The organism is Flavobacterium sp. P3_A6 (assembly GCF_056403035.1).
In genome coordinates, this window is sequence record NZ_JBFUGG010000008.1 from 158,352 (window position 1) to 176,815 (window position 18,464).

18 protein-coding genes are annotated in these 18,464 nt (G+C 34.5%); 8 read left to right on the top strand and 10 right to left on the bottom strand.

Annotated features, from left to right (window positions below; translation table 11 throughout):
- Positions 1-4 precede the first annotated feature (4 nt).
- Positions 5-565 (bottom strand): gluconate 2-dehydrogenase subunit 3 family protein, encoded by a 561-nt coding sequence (locus AC1DVP_RS10560; protein ID WP_477183430.1) that lies wholly within the window; start codon positions 563-565, stop codon positions 5-7.
- Between the two features lie 326 nt (positions 566-891).
- Entirely contained in the window at positions 892-1,290 is a 399-nt protein-coding gene (locus tag AC1DVP_RS10565; RefSeq protein WP_477183431.1) for a glyoxalase, read from the bottom strand.
- A gap of 68 nt (positions 1,291-1,358) precedes the next feature.
- Between AC1DVP_RS10565 and AC1DVP_RS10570 the strand changes: the two genes are divergently transcribed.
- A complete protein-coding gene (locus AC1DVP_RS10570) occupies positions 1,359-1,745 on the top strand; it encodes an acyl-CoA thioesterase (protein WP_477183432.1) in 387 nt (128 codons plus the stop codon).
- A 126-nt stretch (positions 1,746-1,871) separates the two neighbouring features.
- On the opposite strand, the gene AC1DVP_RS10575 is transcribed toward AC1DVP_RS10570, so the two are convergent.
- Positions 1,872-3,128, bottom strand: coding sequence for a mechanosensitive ion channel family protein (locus AC1DVP_RS10575; protein ID WP_477183433.1), 1,257 nt, complete (start codon positions 3,126-3,128; stop codon positions 1,872-1,874).
- 76 nt (positions 3,129-3,204) lie between these two features.
- Positions 3,205-3,480 carry a DUF3817 domain-containing protein gene (locus AC1DVP_RS10580; protein ID WP_477183434.1) on the bottom strand — a complete coding sequence of 92 codons (276 nt, stop codon included), beginning with the start codon at positions 3,478-3,480 and terminating at the stop codon, positions 3,205-3,207.
- 104 nt (positions 3,481-3,584) lie between these two features.
- Here AC1DVP_RS10580 and AC1DVP_RS10585 point away from each other — a divergent pair, with 104 nt between their 5' ends.
- From AC1DVP_RS10585 to AC1DVP_RS10605, 5 genes are all read left to right on the top strand, one after another.
- The gene (locus AC1DVP_RS10585) at positions 3,585-4,112 is read left to right on the top strand and encodes a DUF6155 family protein (RefSeq protein WP_477183435.1); all 528 of its coding nucleotides are present in this window, start codon (positions 3,585-3,587) and stop codon (positions 4,110-4,112) included.
- A gap of 109 nt (positions 4,113-4,221) precedes the next feature.
- Positions 4,222-5,760, top strand: coding sequence for a DEAD/DEAH box helicase (locus AC1DVP_RS10590; RefSeq protein WP_477183436.1), 1,539 nt, complete (start codon positions 4,222-4,224; stop codon positions 5,758-5,760).
- A 226-nt stretch (positions 5,761-5,986) separates the two neighbouring features.
- Entirely contained in the window at positions 5,987-7,321 is a 1,335-nt protein-coding gene (locus AC1DVP_RS10595; protein ID WP_477183437.1) for a DEAD/DEAH box helicase, read from the top strand.
- 299 nt (positions 7,322-7,620) lie between these two features.
- On the top strand, positions 7,621-8,892 hold the full coding sequence (locus AC1DVP_RS10600; protein WP_477183438.1) for an NAD(P)/FAD-dependent oxidoreductase: 1,272 nt from the start codon (positions 7,621-7,623) through the stop codon (positions 8,890-8,892).
- A gap of 324 nt (positions 8,893-9,216) precedes the next feature.
- Positions 9,217-9,561, top strand: a complete 345-nt coding sequence (locus tag AC1DVP_RS10605; protein WP_477183439.1) for an abortive infection system antitoxin AbiGi family protein — start codon at positions 9,217-9,219, stop codon at positions 9,559-9,561.
- Between the two features lie 455 nt (positions 9,562-10,016).
- Here the strand turns inward: AC1DVP_RS10605 and AC1DVP_RS10610 are convergent, their stop codons facing one another.
- The 3 genes from AC1DVP_RS10610 to AC1DVP_RS10620 form a co-directional block, all read right to left on the bottom strand.
- A complete protein-coding gene (locus tag AC1DVP_RS10610) occupies positions 10,017-11,285 on the bottom strand; it encodes a rhamnogalacturonan acetylesterase (RefSeq protein ID WP_477183440.1) in 1,269 nt (422 codons plus the stop codon).
- A gap of 249 nt (positions 11,286-11,534) precedes the next feature.
- Complete coding sequence (locus AC1DVP_RS10615) at positions 11,535-12,764, bottom strand: multidrug effflux MFS transporter (RefSeq protein ID WP_477183441.1); 1,230 nt, start codon at positions 12,762-12,764, stop codon at positions 11,535-11,537.
- A 415-nt stretch (positions 12,765-13,179) separates the two neighbouring features.
- Positions 13,180-13,686 (bottom strand): DUF2911 domain-containing protein, encoded by a 507-nt coding sequence (locus AC1DVP_RS10620; RefSeq protein ID WP_477183442.1) that lies wholly within the window; start codon positions 13,684-13,686, stop codon positions 13,180-13,182.
- A gap of 173 nt (positions 13,687-13,859) precedes the next feature.
- On the opposite strand from AC1DVP_RS10620, the gene AC1DVP_RS10625 reads away from it, so the two are divergent.
- Together AC1DVP_RS10625 and AC1DVP_RS10630 are read left to right on the top strand one after the other, a co-directional pair.
- Entirely contained in the window at positions 13,860-15,773 is a 1,914-nt protein-coding gene (locus AC1DVP_RS10625) for a DUF294 nucleotidyltransferase-like domain-containing protein (protein ID WP_477183443.1), read from the top strand.
- Positions 15,773-16,372 (top strand): 3'-5' exonuclease, encoded by a 600-nt coding sequence (locus AC1DVP_RS10630; RefSeq protein ID WP_477183444.1) that lies wholly within the window; start codon positions 15,773-15,775, stop codon positions 16,370-16,372. Before AC1DVP_RS10625 ends, AC1DVP_RS10630 begins: the two co-directional genes overlap by 1 nt.
- 3 nt (positions 16,373-16,375) lie before the next feature.
- Here the strand turns inward: AC1DVP_RS10630 and AC1DVP_RS10635 are convergent, their stop codons facing one another.
- Genes AC1DVP_RS10635 through AC1DVP_RS10645 form a run of 3 tightly spaced genes read right to left on the bottom strand, consistent with a single transcriptional unit; the run spans position 16,376 to position 18,428 of the window.
- A complete protein-coding gene (locus AC1DVP_RS10635) occupies positions 16,376-16,861 on the bottom strand; it encodes a 4'-phosphopantetheinyl transferase family protein (RefSeq protein ID WP_477183445.1) in 486 nt (161 codons plus the stop codon).
- Positions 16,858-17,112 carry an acyl carrier protein gene (locus AC1DVP_RS10640; RefSeq protein WP_477183446.1) on the bottom strand — a complete coding sequence of 85 codons (255 nt, stop codon included), beginning with the start codon at positions 17,110-17,112 and terminating at the stop codon, positions 16,858-16,860. Before AC1DVP_RS10640 ends, AC1DVP_RS10635 begins: the two co-directional genes overlap by 4 nt.
- A 41-nt stretch (positions 17,113-17,153) precedes the next feature.
- Positions 17,154-18,428, bottom strand: a complete 1,275-nt coding sequence (locus tag AC1DVP_RS10645; protein ID WP_477183447.1) for a beta-ketoacyl-[acyl-carrier-protein] synthase family protein — start codon at positions 18,426-18,428, stop codon at positions 17,154-17,156.
- Positions 18,429-18,464: the final 36 nt, after the last annotated feature.

An 18,464-nucleotide genomic window follows, 5' to 3' on the forward strand; every position in this document is an offset into this window, starting at 1 on the left:
AACATTATGTAGCCCAAGCTTTCTGTTCAGGATTGTATTCGGCATTACCATCATATCTTCCGGGAATGGRCAAATATTCTCTAGCAATTGTACAGCCAATTTCTGAAGAAAAATACCCTAACAGAGTTAGATCTCTGGTAATTAAAAAGAAAGAAGGTTCCTTATTGCTGTCAATAGCCTGTTGCTTCAATTCGACCATGAGCTGATTTTTTTCTTCGCTGTTGAGACTAAGAAATTCTTTGTTGAATTTTGTTTTGCATTTTGCCAGCATATCTTCAAATCCATTCTTAAAGATTTCTTGAAGATTTGGAGGATAACAATCTTTTATAACTAATGGTATGAAAGCGCCAACACCAGCGGCTTTTGCTCCAGGAGATTTTGCGGTTGTCGGTAGAATAATTTCTGAAAATTCGGCAAAAATTTCTTCATCAGCGGCTGAATAGGAATAGGTATTCTTTTTGGGCTCAAATACTGTAAAACTTTCTAATAAAACTCCCATTGTTGTAGCAGAAATAGCTCCTCCCATTAAATAAGCAATCTTTTTTAGTGCCTCCCGTCTTTCCATTTGCTAAAAAATTAAAATGTTACGAAGTAATTATTAATAATTAAATTATCATTTCAATACAATAATAGTAAAAAAACAGTGATATTTATTTTTTATGAGTTAATTAATTATTAAATACCAACAATTAGTGACTATTAAATCGTTTTAGCAATATCTTATAAATAAACGTCGCAATTAATCGGAAGTAAGAAAAAATGTAAAAATTTTAAGATTTATTTTTTAATAATTTGAAGAACAGAAAATACTTTTAGAAGTAATAATCCTGTTAAATAAAAATATTAAGCATTAAAAAATATCAATACCGAAAACAATAATAACCCAATCGATTAATTTTCGTGATCAAACAGCTGCACTTGGCTTTTCAATCTTTCAATCAATAAATTCATCATTCTTTTATTCAGACTAGACGAATTTTTAATATAAATCGAATATTCATCAGTAGTAAATAATCCAATAATCATACCTTTTAAAGCATTTCGAAATTTAATGTCTTTTTGAATAGCATTTTCAATGATGGCCAGCTTATTTTCTACCGTTTTGGTATAAAAATCTCTTTTGTATTTGCTGATATAATTTAAAAAAGAAGCAATAAACAAATCATTCTGCAATTTCAAAATAGGCCTAAGCACCTCATTCTGAAACAACTCTTCTGAAGACGATTGAATATTGATATTTCCCAATGATTCTCCACGAATTTCTTTTATTAATTTATCTCTCTGATCCATCTTTTTTCTTTAAAAATATAAAAATTACTGTTAGCAATGTATTATTTTAGCAATATAAAATAATAAATATGCGATTTCATACCAGAAAATGGGTAAAACCAGAAGATTTAAACCCAAACGGCTCCTTATTTGGAGGCAAATTATTAGCTTGGTTAGATGAAGAATTGGCTTTGTATTCCATTATACAATTAGAAAACCCCAGAATTGTAACCAAACACATGTCTGAAATCAATTTCAGAAGCTCTGCAAGACAGGGAGATATCATCGAAATAGGCATTGACGTTGTAAAATTTGGGCGTTCTTCATTGGAATTAAAATGCGAAGCCCGAAACATGATGACGCGTGAAACTATCATTACTATAGACAGTACCATAATGGTAAACTTAGGCGAAGACGGAAAACCAAAAGCACACGGGAAAACAGAAATTGAGTTTGTAAAAGACAGATTGAGTTAGAAAAAGCTACTAAGCTATTATTGTCAAAGCAGTAAATTAATTTAAAAAAACTGTTTAAATCTGTGTAATTTAAATATAAATGGCACGCAGATTTAAACAGTTTTTATATTTCAAAACACTATAATATTAAGGCTTCACAACATTTTCAGTAGGCATTACAAAAATTTCCAAATCAAAGTAGGGAACTGATGCAATTATATGGTCAAATATATCTGCCATTATGTATTCGTAATTCTCAAAACGCTTGTCTTTGGAAAAAGCATAAACTTCCAGCGGAACACCATAAGGAGTTGGCTGTAACTGTCGGCAAAGCATCAGCATATCCTTATTTAATCCTGGATATTGATGCAGATATTGGGTAATGTATTTTCGAAATAACCCCAAATTAGTAAGGTTGCGACCATTTATAGCTAAGCTTTTATCAATTTTATTCCCTCGATTGAAGTTGTCAATCTCAACTTTTCGAGTATCAATATAAGCGCTTAAAAGATCTATTTTCTTTAAATCAATGAGTTCCTGATCTTCAAGAAAACGAATGCTATTGGCTTTGATAATAATATGTCTCTTGATGCGTCTTCCGTCTGAATTAAGCATTCCTCTCCAGTTTTGAAAAGAGTCGGAGCTCAAACTATATGTTGGAATCGTAGTTGTTGTATTGTCAAAATTTCGAACTTTGACCGTGGCCAAATTAATTTCGATCACATCGCCATCAGCACCGTAACGATCCATTGTAATCCAATCCCCAATACGCACCATGTCGTTTATCGCCACTTGAACGCTTGCTACAAAACCCAAGATAGTATCTCTAAAAATTAATATAATTACAGCCGAAACAGCTCCAAGTATTGTCAGCAGTTCCTTTTGGTCAATATCAAACAATTTAGAAATTATAAACGTAATCCCAAACATCCACAACACAATCATGATAACCTGTATGAAGCTGTCAATAGGTTTATCGCTGTAGCGCGGAATCAGCTTTAAATAATCTCTTACTGAATTAAAAATGGTTCGGATAATCCACAAAATCAGCAAAACAATGTAAGTGGCAACAGTTTTACCAAAAACGTTCTCCCAATATTCAAATTTGTCCAAAATTACCGGAACCGACTTAAAAACAAAAAACAGCGGAACCAAATAAGCAATATACTTGGCCGTTTTGTTACTCACCAATAAATCATCAAATTTAGTTTTAGTTCTTTGGGCAACAATAGCCAAAATAGTTACCAATATAAATCGAAAAACCACATACAGCCAATAAGCCAAAACACAAAGCAAAATAGTGTTGAAAAACAAACTCAAGTATGTCGATACTGATCTGCTCATTCCACAATCCCTGAAAACAGGATAAAGAAAACTAAAAATATTATGAATGAGTTTGTCCATGTTTTGTTTTTTAAGTGATTAGTAATTAGTGTCCAAAAACTAATCACCGTTCACTAATTACTAACAGCCAGAAATTTTACAAATATTTTTTCTCCACATAAAAAGTGCCAAACGGAAGCAACGAAGCTGCCAAAATGATTCCAAAAACCTTGAAATCCCATTTTTGTGCATTCTTCAACAAAATAGCCAATAAAACATAACCAATAAATAATACACCATGTCCTATTCCAAACGGACGTACTATTGTATGGTAAAGTTCCGGATTATTGGTTTTGACAATCACCATATTAATAATTAAAACCAAAAAAGAGATACCTTCTAAAATAGCGGTAATTTTGAAAATTCTAAGCATTTGTAGTTGTTTTTTCAATTAGAACAGCAAAATTAGTCAATATCAATGATTATTGGTGTATTCCTTTAAAAAGTAAATTACTTTTGTATTCTTAAACTTTGAAAATGAGCAAGCGCGATTTAAAAAAATATTTAAATGAACTTACCAAAGAACAGCTAGAAGAGCAGATTCTTGAGTTGTATGAAAAGTTCAGTCCAGTAAAAGTATATTACAATTTTGTTTTCAATCCAAAAGAGGAAACCTTATTACAGGAATGCAAACTCAAAATCTCACAAGAATATTTTCCGATGCAAACGAAAGGAAAAAGAAAAAAACCAAAAATGAGGCGTTCGGTCGCACAAAAATACATCAAACACTTTATAGTATTAGGAGTCGACCCATTCGTTATTGCCGATGTAATGCTTTATAACATCGAAATTGCTCAGACTTTTGCTTCAGAGAATATTATAAAGCAAGAATTGTTCTACAAAAGCATGTTTAACTCATTTGATCAAGCCGTAAACTTCATTATTTCAAATGGAATTATGAGCGAATTTAAAACTCGTTTAATCGGAATTTGCGAAGAAATTTCACAACAAAAATGGCAGAATCTGTCTGATTTCAAAACAAGTATCGCGCTTTTGGAAGATTAAAAGTACGTTTGGAAAATCATTTTAATTTAATTCCAAGGATAATTTTTAAAAAAATATGGCTTAATAACTGTTTTTTAGGTGTATTTTTGCAAAAATCGAAAAATATACAATGCATCAAGAGAGTTTAGAAATTGAAATCGAAGCCAAAAAAGAACTTTACGCTTACCAGCAAGGAGACATTGACGCCATTTTTGAGCGTATAGACAATGCCCCTGCACAACATCATTTATTATACCAATTGCCTACAGGCGGAGGAAAAACTGTGATTTTTTCTGAAATCGTACGCCGTTATTTATCCCAACACAACAAAAAAGTGGTGGTGCTTACACATCGTATCGAATTGTGCAAGCAAACTTCAAAAATGTTAAAAGGATTTGATGTAAAAAACAAAATTATCAACAGTAAAGTAAAAGAACTTCCTGACCAAAATGATTATTCTTGTTTTGTGGCTATGGTCGAAACTTTGAAAAACCGTATCAATGACGAAAAATTACATTTAGATAATATAGGTCTGGTAATTATAGATGAGGCGCATTACAATTCCTTTAGAAAATTATTGAAATCTTTCAAAAATGCATTCATACTTGGAGTTACAGCAACTCCTTTGAGCTCAAACATAAAATTGCCAATGCACCAAAGCTATGATGAGCTGATTGTGGGAGACACCATCAATTCATTAATCGAAAATGGTTTCTTGGCAAAAGCCGTTACCTATAGCTATGATGTTGGATTAACATCATTAAAAGTAGGTATCAACGGAGATTACACTGTAAAATCTTCCGATGATTTATACACCAATATGGCCATGCAGGAAAAATTACTGCATGCTTACACCGAAAAATCTTTGGGTAAAAAAACCTTGATTTTCAACAACGGTATCAATACCTCTTTATATGTTTATGAAACGTTTAGAGAAGCTGGTTACGGTATTCGCCACCTTGATAATACTAGCAGTACCGAAGAACGAAAAGAGATTCTGCATTGGTTTAAACATACACCTGATGCTATTCTTACTTCGGTAGGAATCTTGACAACCGGTTTTGATGAGCCAACTGTTGAAACCATTATTTTGAACAGAGCGACAAAATCGTTAACGCTTTATTTCCAAATGATTGGCCGTGGTTCTAGAAAATTACCCGGCAAAGATGAATTTTCGGTTATCGATTTAGGAAATAATGCCGCTCGTTTTGGTCTTTGGAGCGATCCCGTAAACTGGCAGCACATATTTAAATCCCCTGAATTTTATTTAGAGAATTTAAGAGATGACAGCGAAATCGAATTGCATTTCAAATACACGATGCCTCCGGAATTGCGCGCTAAATTCAGCAAAACTGCCGATGTAACTTTTGATGTAGATGAAGAGCACAAACTTGCTATAGCTCAAAACTTAAGATCCAAAGTAGTTTTAGATAAATCAATTGACCAGCACGCCGCCATGTGTGTGGACAATACCGAAGAACTGCAGGAAGCCAAAGCGCTTTCAAAAGAATTAGAAGCCGATATAGAATACCGAGTAAAGCGTTTTTCAAAATGCCTTAGCCAATGCAGTAAAAATTACAGAGAATGGCTAATGGACGATTATAAATTAAAGATGACTTTATTAATCGGTAAAAAATACCGTGAAAAAGTCATGAACGAACTCGATTAATAAAATATTGAATACAACGTAGAGAGGCATTGCGGTGCCCGTCTACAGCAACAAAAACAAATGTGTATTCCTGTCACAATAAATTAAAATATTTTTCAGGAGCTATTTCCCGCTATCCGTTTCAATCTTATAAGCCGAACCCCGGCTTATAAGGATTTCCACTACTATCGGGGCTATGACAACATTCTGCTATTCATTAGCATTTACAATTAAAAAACAAAAAAGCATGTCAAAACAATTCTCAGATTTAGGAGTTTCAAAAGGTACACTAAAAGCGATTACCGAAATGGGAATTGTAACCCCAACCGAAATTCAGCAAAAAACCATTCCGCTATTATTAACAAACACAACGGATATCGTGGGACTTGCCAAAACAGGAACAGGGAAAACCGCTGCTTTTGGATTGCCGTTACTGCAATTAATAGACACGAATGTTTCGGCTGTACAAGCAGTAATTCTGGTGCCTACAAGAGAATTGGGACAGCAAATTTTCACTAATTTGGAAAGTTATGCCAAATACCTTCCCGAAGTTTCAATTGCAACAGTTTGTGGAGGTATTCCAATCAAACCGCAAATCGAACGATTAAAAGCACCAACACATATTGTCGTGGCAACACCTGGTCGTTTAATCGACTTACTGCAGCGCAAAGCCATTAGCCTAAAAGAAACGAAATTTCTCGTTCTCGATGAAGCCGATGAAATGGTATCAATCCTAAAAGAAGCTTTAGACGAAATCATAACAGAATTGCCCAAAACATACAGAACCTTCTTGTTTTCGGCAACAATGCCTGGGACCATTAAGCAGTTAATCCAAAATTACTTAAACAAAAATGTAGTGCAGGTGAGTGCCAGCATGGAAACTGTCGGTAATCAAGGGATTGACCATAACTATATTGTGGTGGATCCTATCGAAAAACTGGATGTTTTAATGCATTTCTTGAATACAAAAGAAGGTGAGCGCGGTATTATTTTTTGTAAAACCAAAGCCGCGGTTAATAAACTGGCAAAAAATCTGGCTATTAACCGATTTTCATCTGGAGCTTTGCACGGAAGTTTGTCACAAGGAATCCGTGACCGAATCATGGAGCAGTTTCGTGAAGGGCACATCAATATTTTGGTGGCTACCGATTTGGCTGCAAGAGGAATTGACGTGGCAGCAATCTCTTATGTAGTTAATTATCATTTGCCGGATGTATACGAAGTATATGTTCACCGAAGCGGAAGAACGGCTAGGGCAGGAGCCAAAGGATTATCTTTAACCGTTTTACAGCCCGAAGAAGAAGCTGAAATTGCTGATTTCGAAAGAGAATTGGGAATCCAGTTTTCCAAATACAAAAAACCGTCTGTTGCGAGCATTGAAGAAAACAACACGCTTTTATGGGCGAAACAAATCTTCAAAACCAAGCCCAATCACGACGTGGACGCCGAATTAAAAACAAAAATAAAAACCATTTTTCATCATCTGACCAAAGACGAATTGATCGAAAAATTGTTAGCTAATTATTTACTGCAAAACAAAACCGAAATAGCAGAAAAACCTGTTAAAAAATTCAAAAAGTAATTACTTACTAGTTTTTCCTCCTAATATAAATTGTACTTTTATAAATAGTAAGCAATTAGCTGTTAGTAATTAGCCATTAGCCCAATTTAATTAAGTTAAGCCTTGTCTTTTTCTCGCGAAGGCGCAAAGTTTAGAACCGATTTCTTTGCGACTTCGCGTCTTTGCGAGAGTTGTTTTTTTTTTAAACTTAGCAAGAATCCCTTCGCTTAATAGCATTGGTGATTAGCCATTTATAGGTTAATCTCATAGTCGCTGATTACTAACAGCTATTCACTAATCACTATAAAATAAAAGCCAATATGCAAATCGTAATAATAGGCGGAGGTTTTGCCGGAATTAATCTAGCCAAAGAACTCGCCAACCAAAAAGAAATTGAAGTAACACTTGTTGACAAAAACAATTACAATTTCTTTCCGCCGCTCATCTATCAGGTCGCCACAGCCTTTTTAGAACCTTCAAGTATCAGTTATCCTTTCCGAAAATTTTTTGCAGGCAAAAAAAACCTTCAGTTTCGTTTGGGCGAACTGCAAAAAGTGATTCCTGCCGAAAACAAAATCATCCTCAATAACGGCGAATTGCATTATGACCGCTTGGTTTTTGCGACAGGAGCCGAAACCAGTTATTTTGGAATGGAAAATGTCAAGAAAAATGCCATTCCGATGAAGACGCTCAATGACGCCATTGAAATGCGCAATGCATTATTAAAAAATCTGGAAAAAGCGGCAATCTGCAAAGACATTCATGAACGCAGAAAACATTTGACCATTGTAGTCGTTGGAGGAGGTCCCACAGGAGTCGAAGTTTCGGGAATGTTTGCCGAGATGCGAAAAAACATTTTACTCAAAGAATATCCCGAATTGCAAACCTCCGCCAGTAATATTTATTTGGTCGATGGAGGAGATGCCTTGCTTTCGCCTATGAGTGAGGAATCCCAAAAAGACACTTTAGAAGCAGTCACCCAGCTTGGGGTGATCGTAAAACTAAACACCCGAGTGGTGGATTATAAAGACGATACTGTTTTCTTTGCTGATGGAAAAACCATTCAAACCAAAAATTTAATTTGGGCAGCAGGAGTTTCGGCTCGAGAATTTGAAGGAATTCCGGCAGAGAGTTACGGCCGTGGCAAACGAATGGCTACCGATGCATTCAACAAAGTAAACGGAACCGAAAACATCTATGCTATTGGCGATACCTGTATTCAAACCAATGATGCCAATTTCCCGGGCGGTCACCCGCAAGTAGCGCAAGTTGCCATCCAGCAAGGAGTAAATCTAGCCGAAAACTTCAAATTAATAGTTCAAAATAAGCCCTTAAAACCTTTTAAATACAACGACAAAGGTTCTATGGCAATCATTGGAAAAAATAAAGCCGTTGTCGATTTGCCAAAACCCAAAATGCATTTTAAAGGCTTTTTTGCCTGGATGATCTGGTTATTTGTCCACTTAATGTCCTTGATAACCTACCGCAATAGAATCAATACCTTTTACCATTGGATGATTGCTTATTTCTCCAAAGACCAATCCTTACGAATGATTATCAGACCAGAGAAGAGAGTGAAAGGGGAGGCGTAGCAAAATTTCATTAAGTTAAGAATATAAAGTCATCGTTTTGTCATTCCGAAGAATGAGGAATCTCACTAGCAATTCACGTTATGTGATTTCTCCTCCGTCGAAATGACAAGTTTGTGGATAATAGAAGGCTTAAAAGCATTAATAGTAAAGCTATATTTTTAAAAAACCTTATAAGAATCCTTAACTTAATGAGATTGTACGCAGACCAATTATTTTTTTATTCAGCCTATAATTTCTGACTAAAAAAGCTATATATTTGAAAAATACAAAGCAAAATAAACCTTCGTATGACATCCCTATTTGGGTTGAAATGCTGCTCATCCAATGATTTCATTCTGTGACATTCCACTTTCTGATTCAAAACAACATCATGATGCTTATGGCAAATATGGAATTGGTTTAACAAAAGATTGGGCAGTAAGTAATGGAATCAATCCAGTCCTTTACATTGATCACAATTCACTTTTTGCAGAAACTTTAAATGAACTTATTATTGAACGAAGGAAAGACGATTCCAACTTAACTAGCCTTCAAAAAAATCAAATTTTAAAAATAAAAGCCTATGCCAAAAATTATTCCGGACATTTAAAAAGAAAATCAGTAGACAACCCAAAATACAAATTTTATGATGAACGAGAATGGCGATTAGTACCTAAGTTGCAGAATTGAATTTGTCACCAAAGACATATCTTATATAATAGTTGAAAAAACTTCTGAAATTCCAAAAGTCATAAATTTCTTAAGAACTGAATACTCAGAAAGATGCACGGCCAAAGAATTAGATATTCTTTTTAGCAAAATTTGTTCAACAGAGCAGATAAATGCAGACTATTAAGCCCCAACTGGTACTCGTCTGCAACGAGTACCTACTTAAATTAGAGAATAAATCGTAGCGTTTGCAACGCGGGCTACTATAAGAGGAATTTAAAAAAACATCTGACGGAGGAGGAATCTCAGTTTCTAGATCGACAAAGATTGATGTTTTTCACTGCTGAGCCACTTGATGTGATTTCTCCTCCGTCGAAATGACAAGTTTGTATAAAATAGGAGCACAAAAAAACTTTCTTTGTCATAATCCTAAATATTTATTTGCTGTAAACATGACTGCTTAGAAATCTAATTTTTTATTCCCCATCGGGTTTGGCAATTTCAAATCGGGCGCTCATCGGCACTGTCCAATCACTTGGTTTGCTTGGGTTTTTAAAAATATAATGAGGAACTGTAGGTTTTATATGTTTAGCAAGATCCAAACCTGCATTTTTAATATTCTGTACTATACATCGAGCCACTTCATTGGCACCAAAACTATTAAAATGGGTATTATCAGCCAAAGCAGTTATTTGTCCGGGAAAAGTGTTCTCTGGATAATGAACAAAGGCTTTTTTTGAAAGTTCATTACCCCAGCTTTGGTATAAAGAAGTTGTCATTTTAGTAACATCTATCAAAGGAACCTGCATCTCTTGAGCCACTTTTCGCATTGCATCTGGAAACTCGCCGTGAGTAGGCTTTAAAGTCCCATTAGGATTAAAAATACGCCTTTGTATTGGTGTTACCAATATTGGAGAACCTCCTTTATTTCTGGTTTTGGTAATTAAATCCTTTAATAAAGCAGTATACACTCCCGAAGCTTCTTTTCCTTCTCCTGTTGCTTTTTCGTCATTGTGACCAAACTCAATAAAAAGATAATCACCTGGTTCCATTAAGTACAAAATTTTCTCTAATCGATATCCGGCTTCAAAAGATCTGAGCGACAAGCCTGAATAAGCATAATTAGCAATCACAACATCTGTCGTCAGATAATTTTGAAAAAACTGTGGCCAAGATGCCCAGGGTTCCAGATCATGTTCCATAACGGTAGAATCTCCAGCCATATAAATTGTTGTAATTTTTGAAATATCAGTGATTTTAATGCTTTGAACAATTGATGTCCCCAAAAATTCCAAGGTTAATTTCTCATCCCAATTCAGCCCCTTAAGTTCAGCAGGTTTAAGATTAATGGTCCTGTTCACATCAAATTTTGCGGTTCTGACATTGACCACAAAACGCAGTGTTTTAGTTTCTTTTGCAGCAGTTTTAATTTCCCGCAGCATCAATCTTCTGGACTCGGCCTTTACAGTTGTAATGCCGCTGTTACTGCCGCCCAAAACGACCTCCACACTATAATTCCCTTCTGGAAGCTTGATTGAAAAATAGTACGGACTCTTCGCCGATATTGATTTTTCGTCAAATGTTACATTTTTATCAGATTGTAAATCAAATCCGTATCCAATAGCTTTGGTATACGCAACAGCTTTATTTATGACTGTACCAGATTTTTTATCAGCATTTCCTCCAAAATTAAATTCTTTAATAGGGGCATTGTCTTGAGCATTGGCACAGAAAAAGTGGGTCATGCATAGAAAAAATAAAAAGATGCTTTTAAAGTGTTTCATAATGTGTGTTTCTTAAAAATTCTTCAATATAAACCAGTTGCTAATGTACAATGATTGCTCTTATTTTTACCAAATTCGATACTCATTTTCTAGACTTCGTTGAAAAAATCCCACCTACAATATACAAGTATTTGACAGGCAAGCAATTAAAAAATAAAAAAAACGACAGCTCAATACTATGCTCGTTCTGAAAAAATTATCGATATAAATTTAATGCCCCATCATAATTTCATCATCCCCAGAATTCAAAATTGGTTCCTTTATTTTTCTTTTACCTATATTCAAAATAATAAAAGCAATAATCGTGGTACAAGTCATAATAGCAACCATCGGAACCATTGAGTTTTTAACAAAAATACCAACTGCAAAAGAAGCCAAAGCTCCAATTCCTAATTGAAAAGCGCCCATTAAAGCTGATGCGCTTCCCGTATTTTTGGCAAAAGGAGCGAGGGTTAATCCCGCCGTATTTGGATTGGAAATCCCCAAACAGGCCAAAAACAAAAACAACATGACAATTGTCCCATACAATCCTAAAACACCATTAATAGCCAAAATCAAAAAAGTCAGGCTAATCATTATTTGAGCAATTAAAGCTCCAAAAATCATCTGCTCGCTTGAGAATCTTCTCAATAATAAGGAATTCAACTGACTCGAACCGATAAAACTCATAGACATAAAAGCAAAAATCCATCCGTAAACTGTAGCGTCTACTTTTAAAATATCCATGAATAAAATTGGAGAAGCGGCAACATACGTGAACAATCCTGAGAATGCAATTGAACCTGTAAAAGCATAGGTGTAAAATTGAGGCACTTTGATAATCGATACAAAATTACTGATGATTGGCTGGGGTCTCAGAGAAATAGACAAATCCGGTTCATGAGTTTTTGGCAGACCAAATTGCGCAATAATCATCACAAAAATCCCCATGCACATCAGGATTAAGAACACAATGTGCCAGCCCCAATAACTGGTTACATAACCGCCAATTGTTGGGGCCAGCATTGGCGAAAGCCCAACAACCAGCATTAATTTTGATAAAACATTAGGTATTTCTTTTACAGGAAATAAATCCCGAACCATCGCAACTGATGCTACTGTAGCGGCACAGCTGCCAACAGCCTGTACAAATCGAAGCCCAATAAATGTATTGATATCTGTCACGAAAACACAACCCAAAGAAGCCAGAATATAAACCAAAAGTCCAATAAACAAAGGCTTTTTTTGGCCAAAACGGTCCAATAACGGTCCATATAACAATTGTCCGGCCGATATCCCGATAAAATAACTGGATAAAGACATAGAAACCTCAGTTACCGTAGTATGCAGATCTTTGGCGATTCCGGAAAATCCCGGCAGATACATATCAATTGAAAACGGCCCAAGCGCGGTCATAGAGCCTAAAATAAGAATTAATTGAAAGTATTTTGCTTTTGTCATATTAGGAGTCCTTTGTATTTTTTTTGCAAAAGTAGCTCTTAATGCACGATTAAAGACATGAAGTTTGCTTTTTTGTTCGTTTCTTTATTTATTAAATATGAGCATTATAATCAGTTCATTACATGATTTCAATATGATATATTTTGAACTATAATTTATATTATGTAAAATAGAATTTTTAAGAACCCTAATCTTTATTGATATCCGTTCAATATTTAATTTTCTTTTTAGATTAAATTAATTAGCTCATCTATACTTCCCAACAGACATTTTTAATGCCAATAAAAAATCTATGCCAATCTGTTTGATCAGTAAAATCCGTGTTCCATTTCTCAATCAATAAATTAATCCAAAAAAAAACCATCGCCATTTGACGATGATTTAAAATATTTTGATTTGAAATGTTTTGTGAAAATTATTTTACTTTAAAACCAATATTCCAATTATCCCAGCTTAAAACAACATCATTTGAATTAATTGCATAAACAAGTTTTTCTACACTGGAACTGGCAGTTCCAGGCTTAACTTTTACACGAAGCTGATCCTTTTTTTCATCATATTTGTAAGCTCCCCATTGTTTTGCTTCCTTATTAAAAATAATTGTGCTTTCTTTTTCATTTGGAATTACAAAAAAAGAATACTTTCCAGCTGGTAATTTTGAGCCTTCAATAATCAGATCTCTATTGGTTTCAAATGTTGTTGCTTCATTTGCACCAGCACGCCAAACAGCATCAAAAGGAACTAATTCCCCCCATATTTTTCTGCTTCTTACTGACGGACTACCGTAATTGATAGTTATTGTAGCGCCATTTATTTTGCCGGTTACTGTTTCTGCCGGACTTAAAGGTTTTTCTTGCGCATTTGCAAATGATACTGCAAAAAAAGAAAACAAAACTAGTAATGTGTTTTTAAAATTTTTCATGTTTTTTTTAATTATTTAATACTAAAATTATATAATTACATCTAACATATAACAATTAAACTATTATTTATGAAAAAATTAACTATAACATCGATAAATCAAATTTAAAATTCATACCTTTCTTTTGCTTCTATTTTTTACTATTTTTACTGACTTTACTTTACAAAAGAACTATGAATACAATTGCAGAGAATATTGCTGATTTTTTGAAGGAATATCCGCCTTTTGACAACTTGACTTTTCAGGAATTGTCAGCAATCGCTACAAATATTAGAGTTTTAAATTTAGAAAAAAACGAAACTTTATTTCAAATAAACGATAAGCTTCACGATTGTTTCTATGTTGTTGCTTCTGGAACGGTAAATTTATCAGTAATAGCGGATGCTGAAGAAACACTTTTAAATAAATGTCATGCTGGTGATGTTTTTGGCCTCAGACCCTTTTTTGCCAAAAATAATTACATGATGACAGCCAAATCTCGTGAAGAATCAATCGTATATGCTATTCCTATTGCGACATTCAGGCCATTTGTTGCAAATAATCCAGATGTGTTAAACTTTCTTTTAGAAAGTTTTGCCACAAATACCTGGCATCCAAAAGAAAAAGAAAACTTAAGAGAAAAACTGGCTAATGATGTATTCTATATAGATCAAAAATCGGAAATGCAGTATTTCCAATCTTTAGCCTATAACAGATCACCGCTTACTGTTGCCATTAATGATACCGTTAAGGATGTTGCGCTCTTAATGACCGAAAATTTATCAACTAGCGCTGTCATTTGTGATAACAAATTACCTATCGGAATTGTGACCCATACCGATATGTGTTCCAAAATTGCCACAGGACTGTTTCCATTAACTGTTACCGTTAAAGCTATCATGTCCTCTCCTGTAGTAACTGTCGTTGAGAATATCTCACTGGCCGAAGCGCAGCTTATGATGCTAAAAAACAATGTGACACATTTATGTGTTACCATCGACGGAACAGACAAATCAGTCGTTAAAGGATTGATTTCCGAACACGATCTGATTATAGCACAAGCCAATAATCCTGGCGTTTTAATTAAAGAAATTAAAAGAGCTTCGAATGGTAAGGATCTGAAAAATCTTAGAGAGCGATTAACTGAATTAATTCAGAATTCAATTCATAAAAACATACCGCTTTCCAACATAAACAATATTACAAGCGAGATAAACCTTGCTATTTTAAAACGAGCAGTCGAATTGTCGATTTTAGAATTAGGTTCTCCTCCTGCCCGTTTTGTGTGGTTAAGCATAGGGAGCCAAGGAAGAAAAGAACAGTTACTTCTTACTGATCAAGACAGTATTTTGATCTTCGAAGATGTTGCTCCGGACAAATACAGGGACATAAGGGATTACTTTTTGAAATTAGGCAAAAAGACCACGGCAACACTCGAAAAAGTAGGTTATGAATTATGTCCAAACGGCCATATGGCAAGCAATATGCTTTGGTGTAAATCACTAACAGACTGGACTAAACAATATGACAGCTGGATGAATACTCCAGGTGAAAACAGTAATGATCTTAGCAGTATTTTCTTTGATCAGGAACTTGTATTTGGTGAGAAAAAAATATTCGAAGCGATAGAAAATGTCATTCTAAAAGATTTGGAGCATAACACTTTATTTTTTGATTTTCTTGGAAATGATGCTTTGAGAAAAAATTCACCTCTTACATTTTTTAAGAAATTTGCAGTAGAAGAGGATGAACCAAATAAAGATAAATTTGACATAAAAACCAGAGCTTTAATGCCGCTTATCGATGGAGCAAGATTGTTTGCACTGCATTTTAAAATCAAAGGATTAAACAATACCTACCTACGTTTCAAACAGTTGGCCATTATTGATTCCAAAAACTCTGATATTTACCTAAATTGTGCCGAAGCATTTTTAACCTTATCAAAATTTAGAGTAAATGAAGGCTTAAAAAATGAGAATTCAGGACAATATATCAATCTGAGCGAATTGACTAAATTAGAAAAAGAAAAATTAAAGAATGCCTTAGCCCCAATGAAAGAACTCGAAGAATTAATTAAAAGTAATTTCAAACTAACGCAATTTTCATAATGATGCTCGATTGGCTAAAAAATATAAATAAAGAATATCCTGAGTTTTGGAAAACTTACCTTGCTAAGTTTGATCAAAAACCAAAGCGGTATGTTGTATTTACAACAGAAACTTCTGGTTTGAATCCCGAAAAAGATGTTGTCTTATCCATTGGTTCTTTTGCCATAGTAAACAATAGGATTTATATTGGTGATAATTTTGAAGCAGTTCTTTTGCAGTACAAATATTTTCATGACAATGGGCTTTCAAATGAATTTATTCTGGAAAGCAAAATGAAAAAATTAAGTGAACCCGAAGCAATAAAAGCATTTATTGAATATATTGGAAATGCTGTCCTAATAGGGCATCATGTCGATTTTGATGTTGACATGATTAATAGCGCTTTGGCAAGATTTGACTGCGGCCGATTAAAAAACGAAGCTTTAGACATTGATGTCATGTATAGAAAATTGGTAGATATCAATGACAAGCAGTTTTCACTCGACGAACTGTCCGACATTTTTAAACTGCCTAAAAACTACCGCAATTCTCCTTCTGAAGACGCTTATACTATTGCTTTATTATTTTTAAAATTAAAAAAAAGATTAGGGATTAAGTAATTTCTATAGTGAAATTATCTTTTGGAACCGCCCATGATGAGTTTTTGATACTGGTTGAATTGTATTAGTCAAAACATCCAGGATATATGGTATCCCATTATCTTTTTTTATATCTGCTGCTGTTTCCAGAGGTTTTATTTTATCAAAAACAGCTTTATCAGAAACTGCAATAGAATAAATATAATCATGTGTTATTTCTGTTTGGGTATAAAAAATAAAATCATCAATAACAACCTTACCCAAATTCTGATTATCATAAGAACACTGTAATAACCACGGGAAATAGCCTCCAATTCCCGTATAGCGGTTATAAATTTTATAGGCCGCTTCTTTTCTGCTCCATAAATTCCAAACCATAAGCTCTGGAATTGAATCATTCAGAATCAAATTTTGCTCCTGTTGAGAAAATATTTTCTCCAAAAAGCCTTTTCTTTTCCAATTGCTTTCTTTCCGGGCTAAGTCAAGGTCAATGATATCATTCCCAATCATTCTTTCAATAGCTCAGTTTCAATAATAGCGATTGCTTCTTTTACATTAGCCATCTTCTTCATTGATTCATTATCAATCATGATGTCAAACTTCTCTTCAATATCCAAAATCACATCAACTAGATTAGCTGAATTTATTTTTAAATCATTTATAAAATCTGTTTCTTCAGAAATAGATTCAAAAGCTTTCTGATCTTGAACATAAGGCTTTACTATATTTTTTAATTGTTCGAATGCTTGTTCTTTATCCATAATATTATTTTTTATCACATTAACTGCCTAATATTAAACTACTAAGATATTATTTTTTTAAAAGCAACGCACCCGTTTACATCTCCAAAACCAAAACTGGCCTTTAAAATAATGTTCAAATCGGTTTCAATTAATTTTAAAGGAATTCTGGAAGAATCAATAATTGCTTCAATTTCAGGATGTAAATCTTCACAATTCCGATTTGGAAAAACAAATCCTTGATACAACTGCAAAACAGCAGCTACACTCTCAATACTCCCAGCCGCCGACAAACAATGTCCTACAGTCGATTTCAATGAATTTATATAAGGAAAATCAATCCCTTCTCGATTTAAAGCTGCGCTCCAATTTAAAATTTCCAAACCATCCTTTGAAGTTGCCGTAAGATGTCCATTAACAGCATCAACATCTTGTCCCGTAATTCCAGCATTTGTCAACGCACTTTGAATACATTTTTGAACAGCAACAGGATTTGGAGCAGTCAATGTCCCTAATCCTCTTTGTCCGCCTGAATTTAAGGCTCCCCCCAATACCTCTGCATATATCCTCGCCCCTCGTTTTAAAGCCGTATCCAAGTCTTCAAGAACCAAAGCTCCTGCGCCGCTGGCAGGAACAAATCCAGATGAGCTCGCTGACATTGGCCTAGATCCTGTTTCTGGAGAATCGTTATGCTTATAAGTGCATACCCGCATCGCATCAAATCCTCCCCAAATATAAGGTCCCGAATCACTTGTGCTTCCAGCCAAAATACGTTTAGCCTGTCCTGACCGTATGCGCTCATATCCCATAATAATGCTTTCGGTTCCAGTAGTACAAGCCGAAGAATTTGATGTCACCAGATTTCCCAAACCCAATTTACCCCCTAAATAAGCACTAACACCACTGTTCATTGTTTGAATTACCGAAGAGCTTCCTAAATTTCTAACTTTAAAATTATCAATTTTATAAATACTCTCTCGAAATTTATCAATTCCCGAAGTTCCAGAACCAAAAATAGTGCCGCTGTCCCAATCGGGTTCATCAAATTTCTCCATCAATAATCCGGCATCTTTCCAAGCATCAATTCCTGCAATAACACCATATAGAATCCCCGAAGAATTAAAGTTCTTGAGTTCCAGCTCTGTAAAATACTGTAATGCTAATTCTGTAGAAACGTCAGGCATCCCAGCAATCTGGCAAGAAAATTTCAATCTTTCCAATTCCTCAAAATGTCTTATTCCTGAAATTCCGTTCTTTACCGCATGCTGAAACGCGTCAAGTCCCACCCCATTTGGAGCAACTATACCTAATCCGGTTATAACAACGCGATTCTTCATTTTTAATTACAGTTTCAATAGCAATTCCAATGTTAA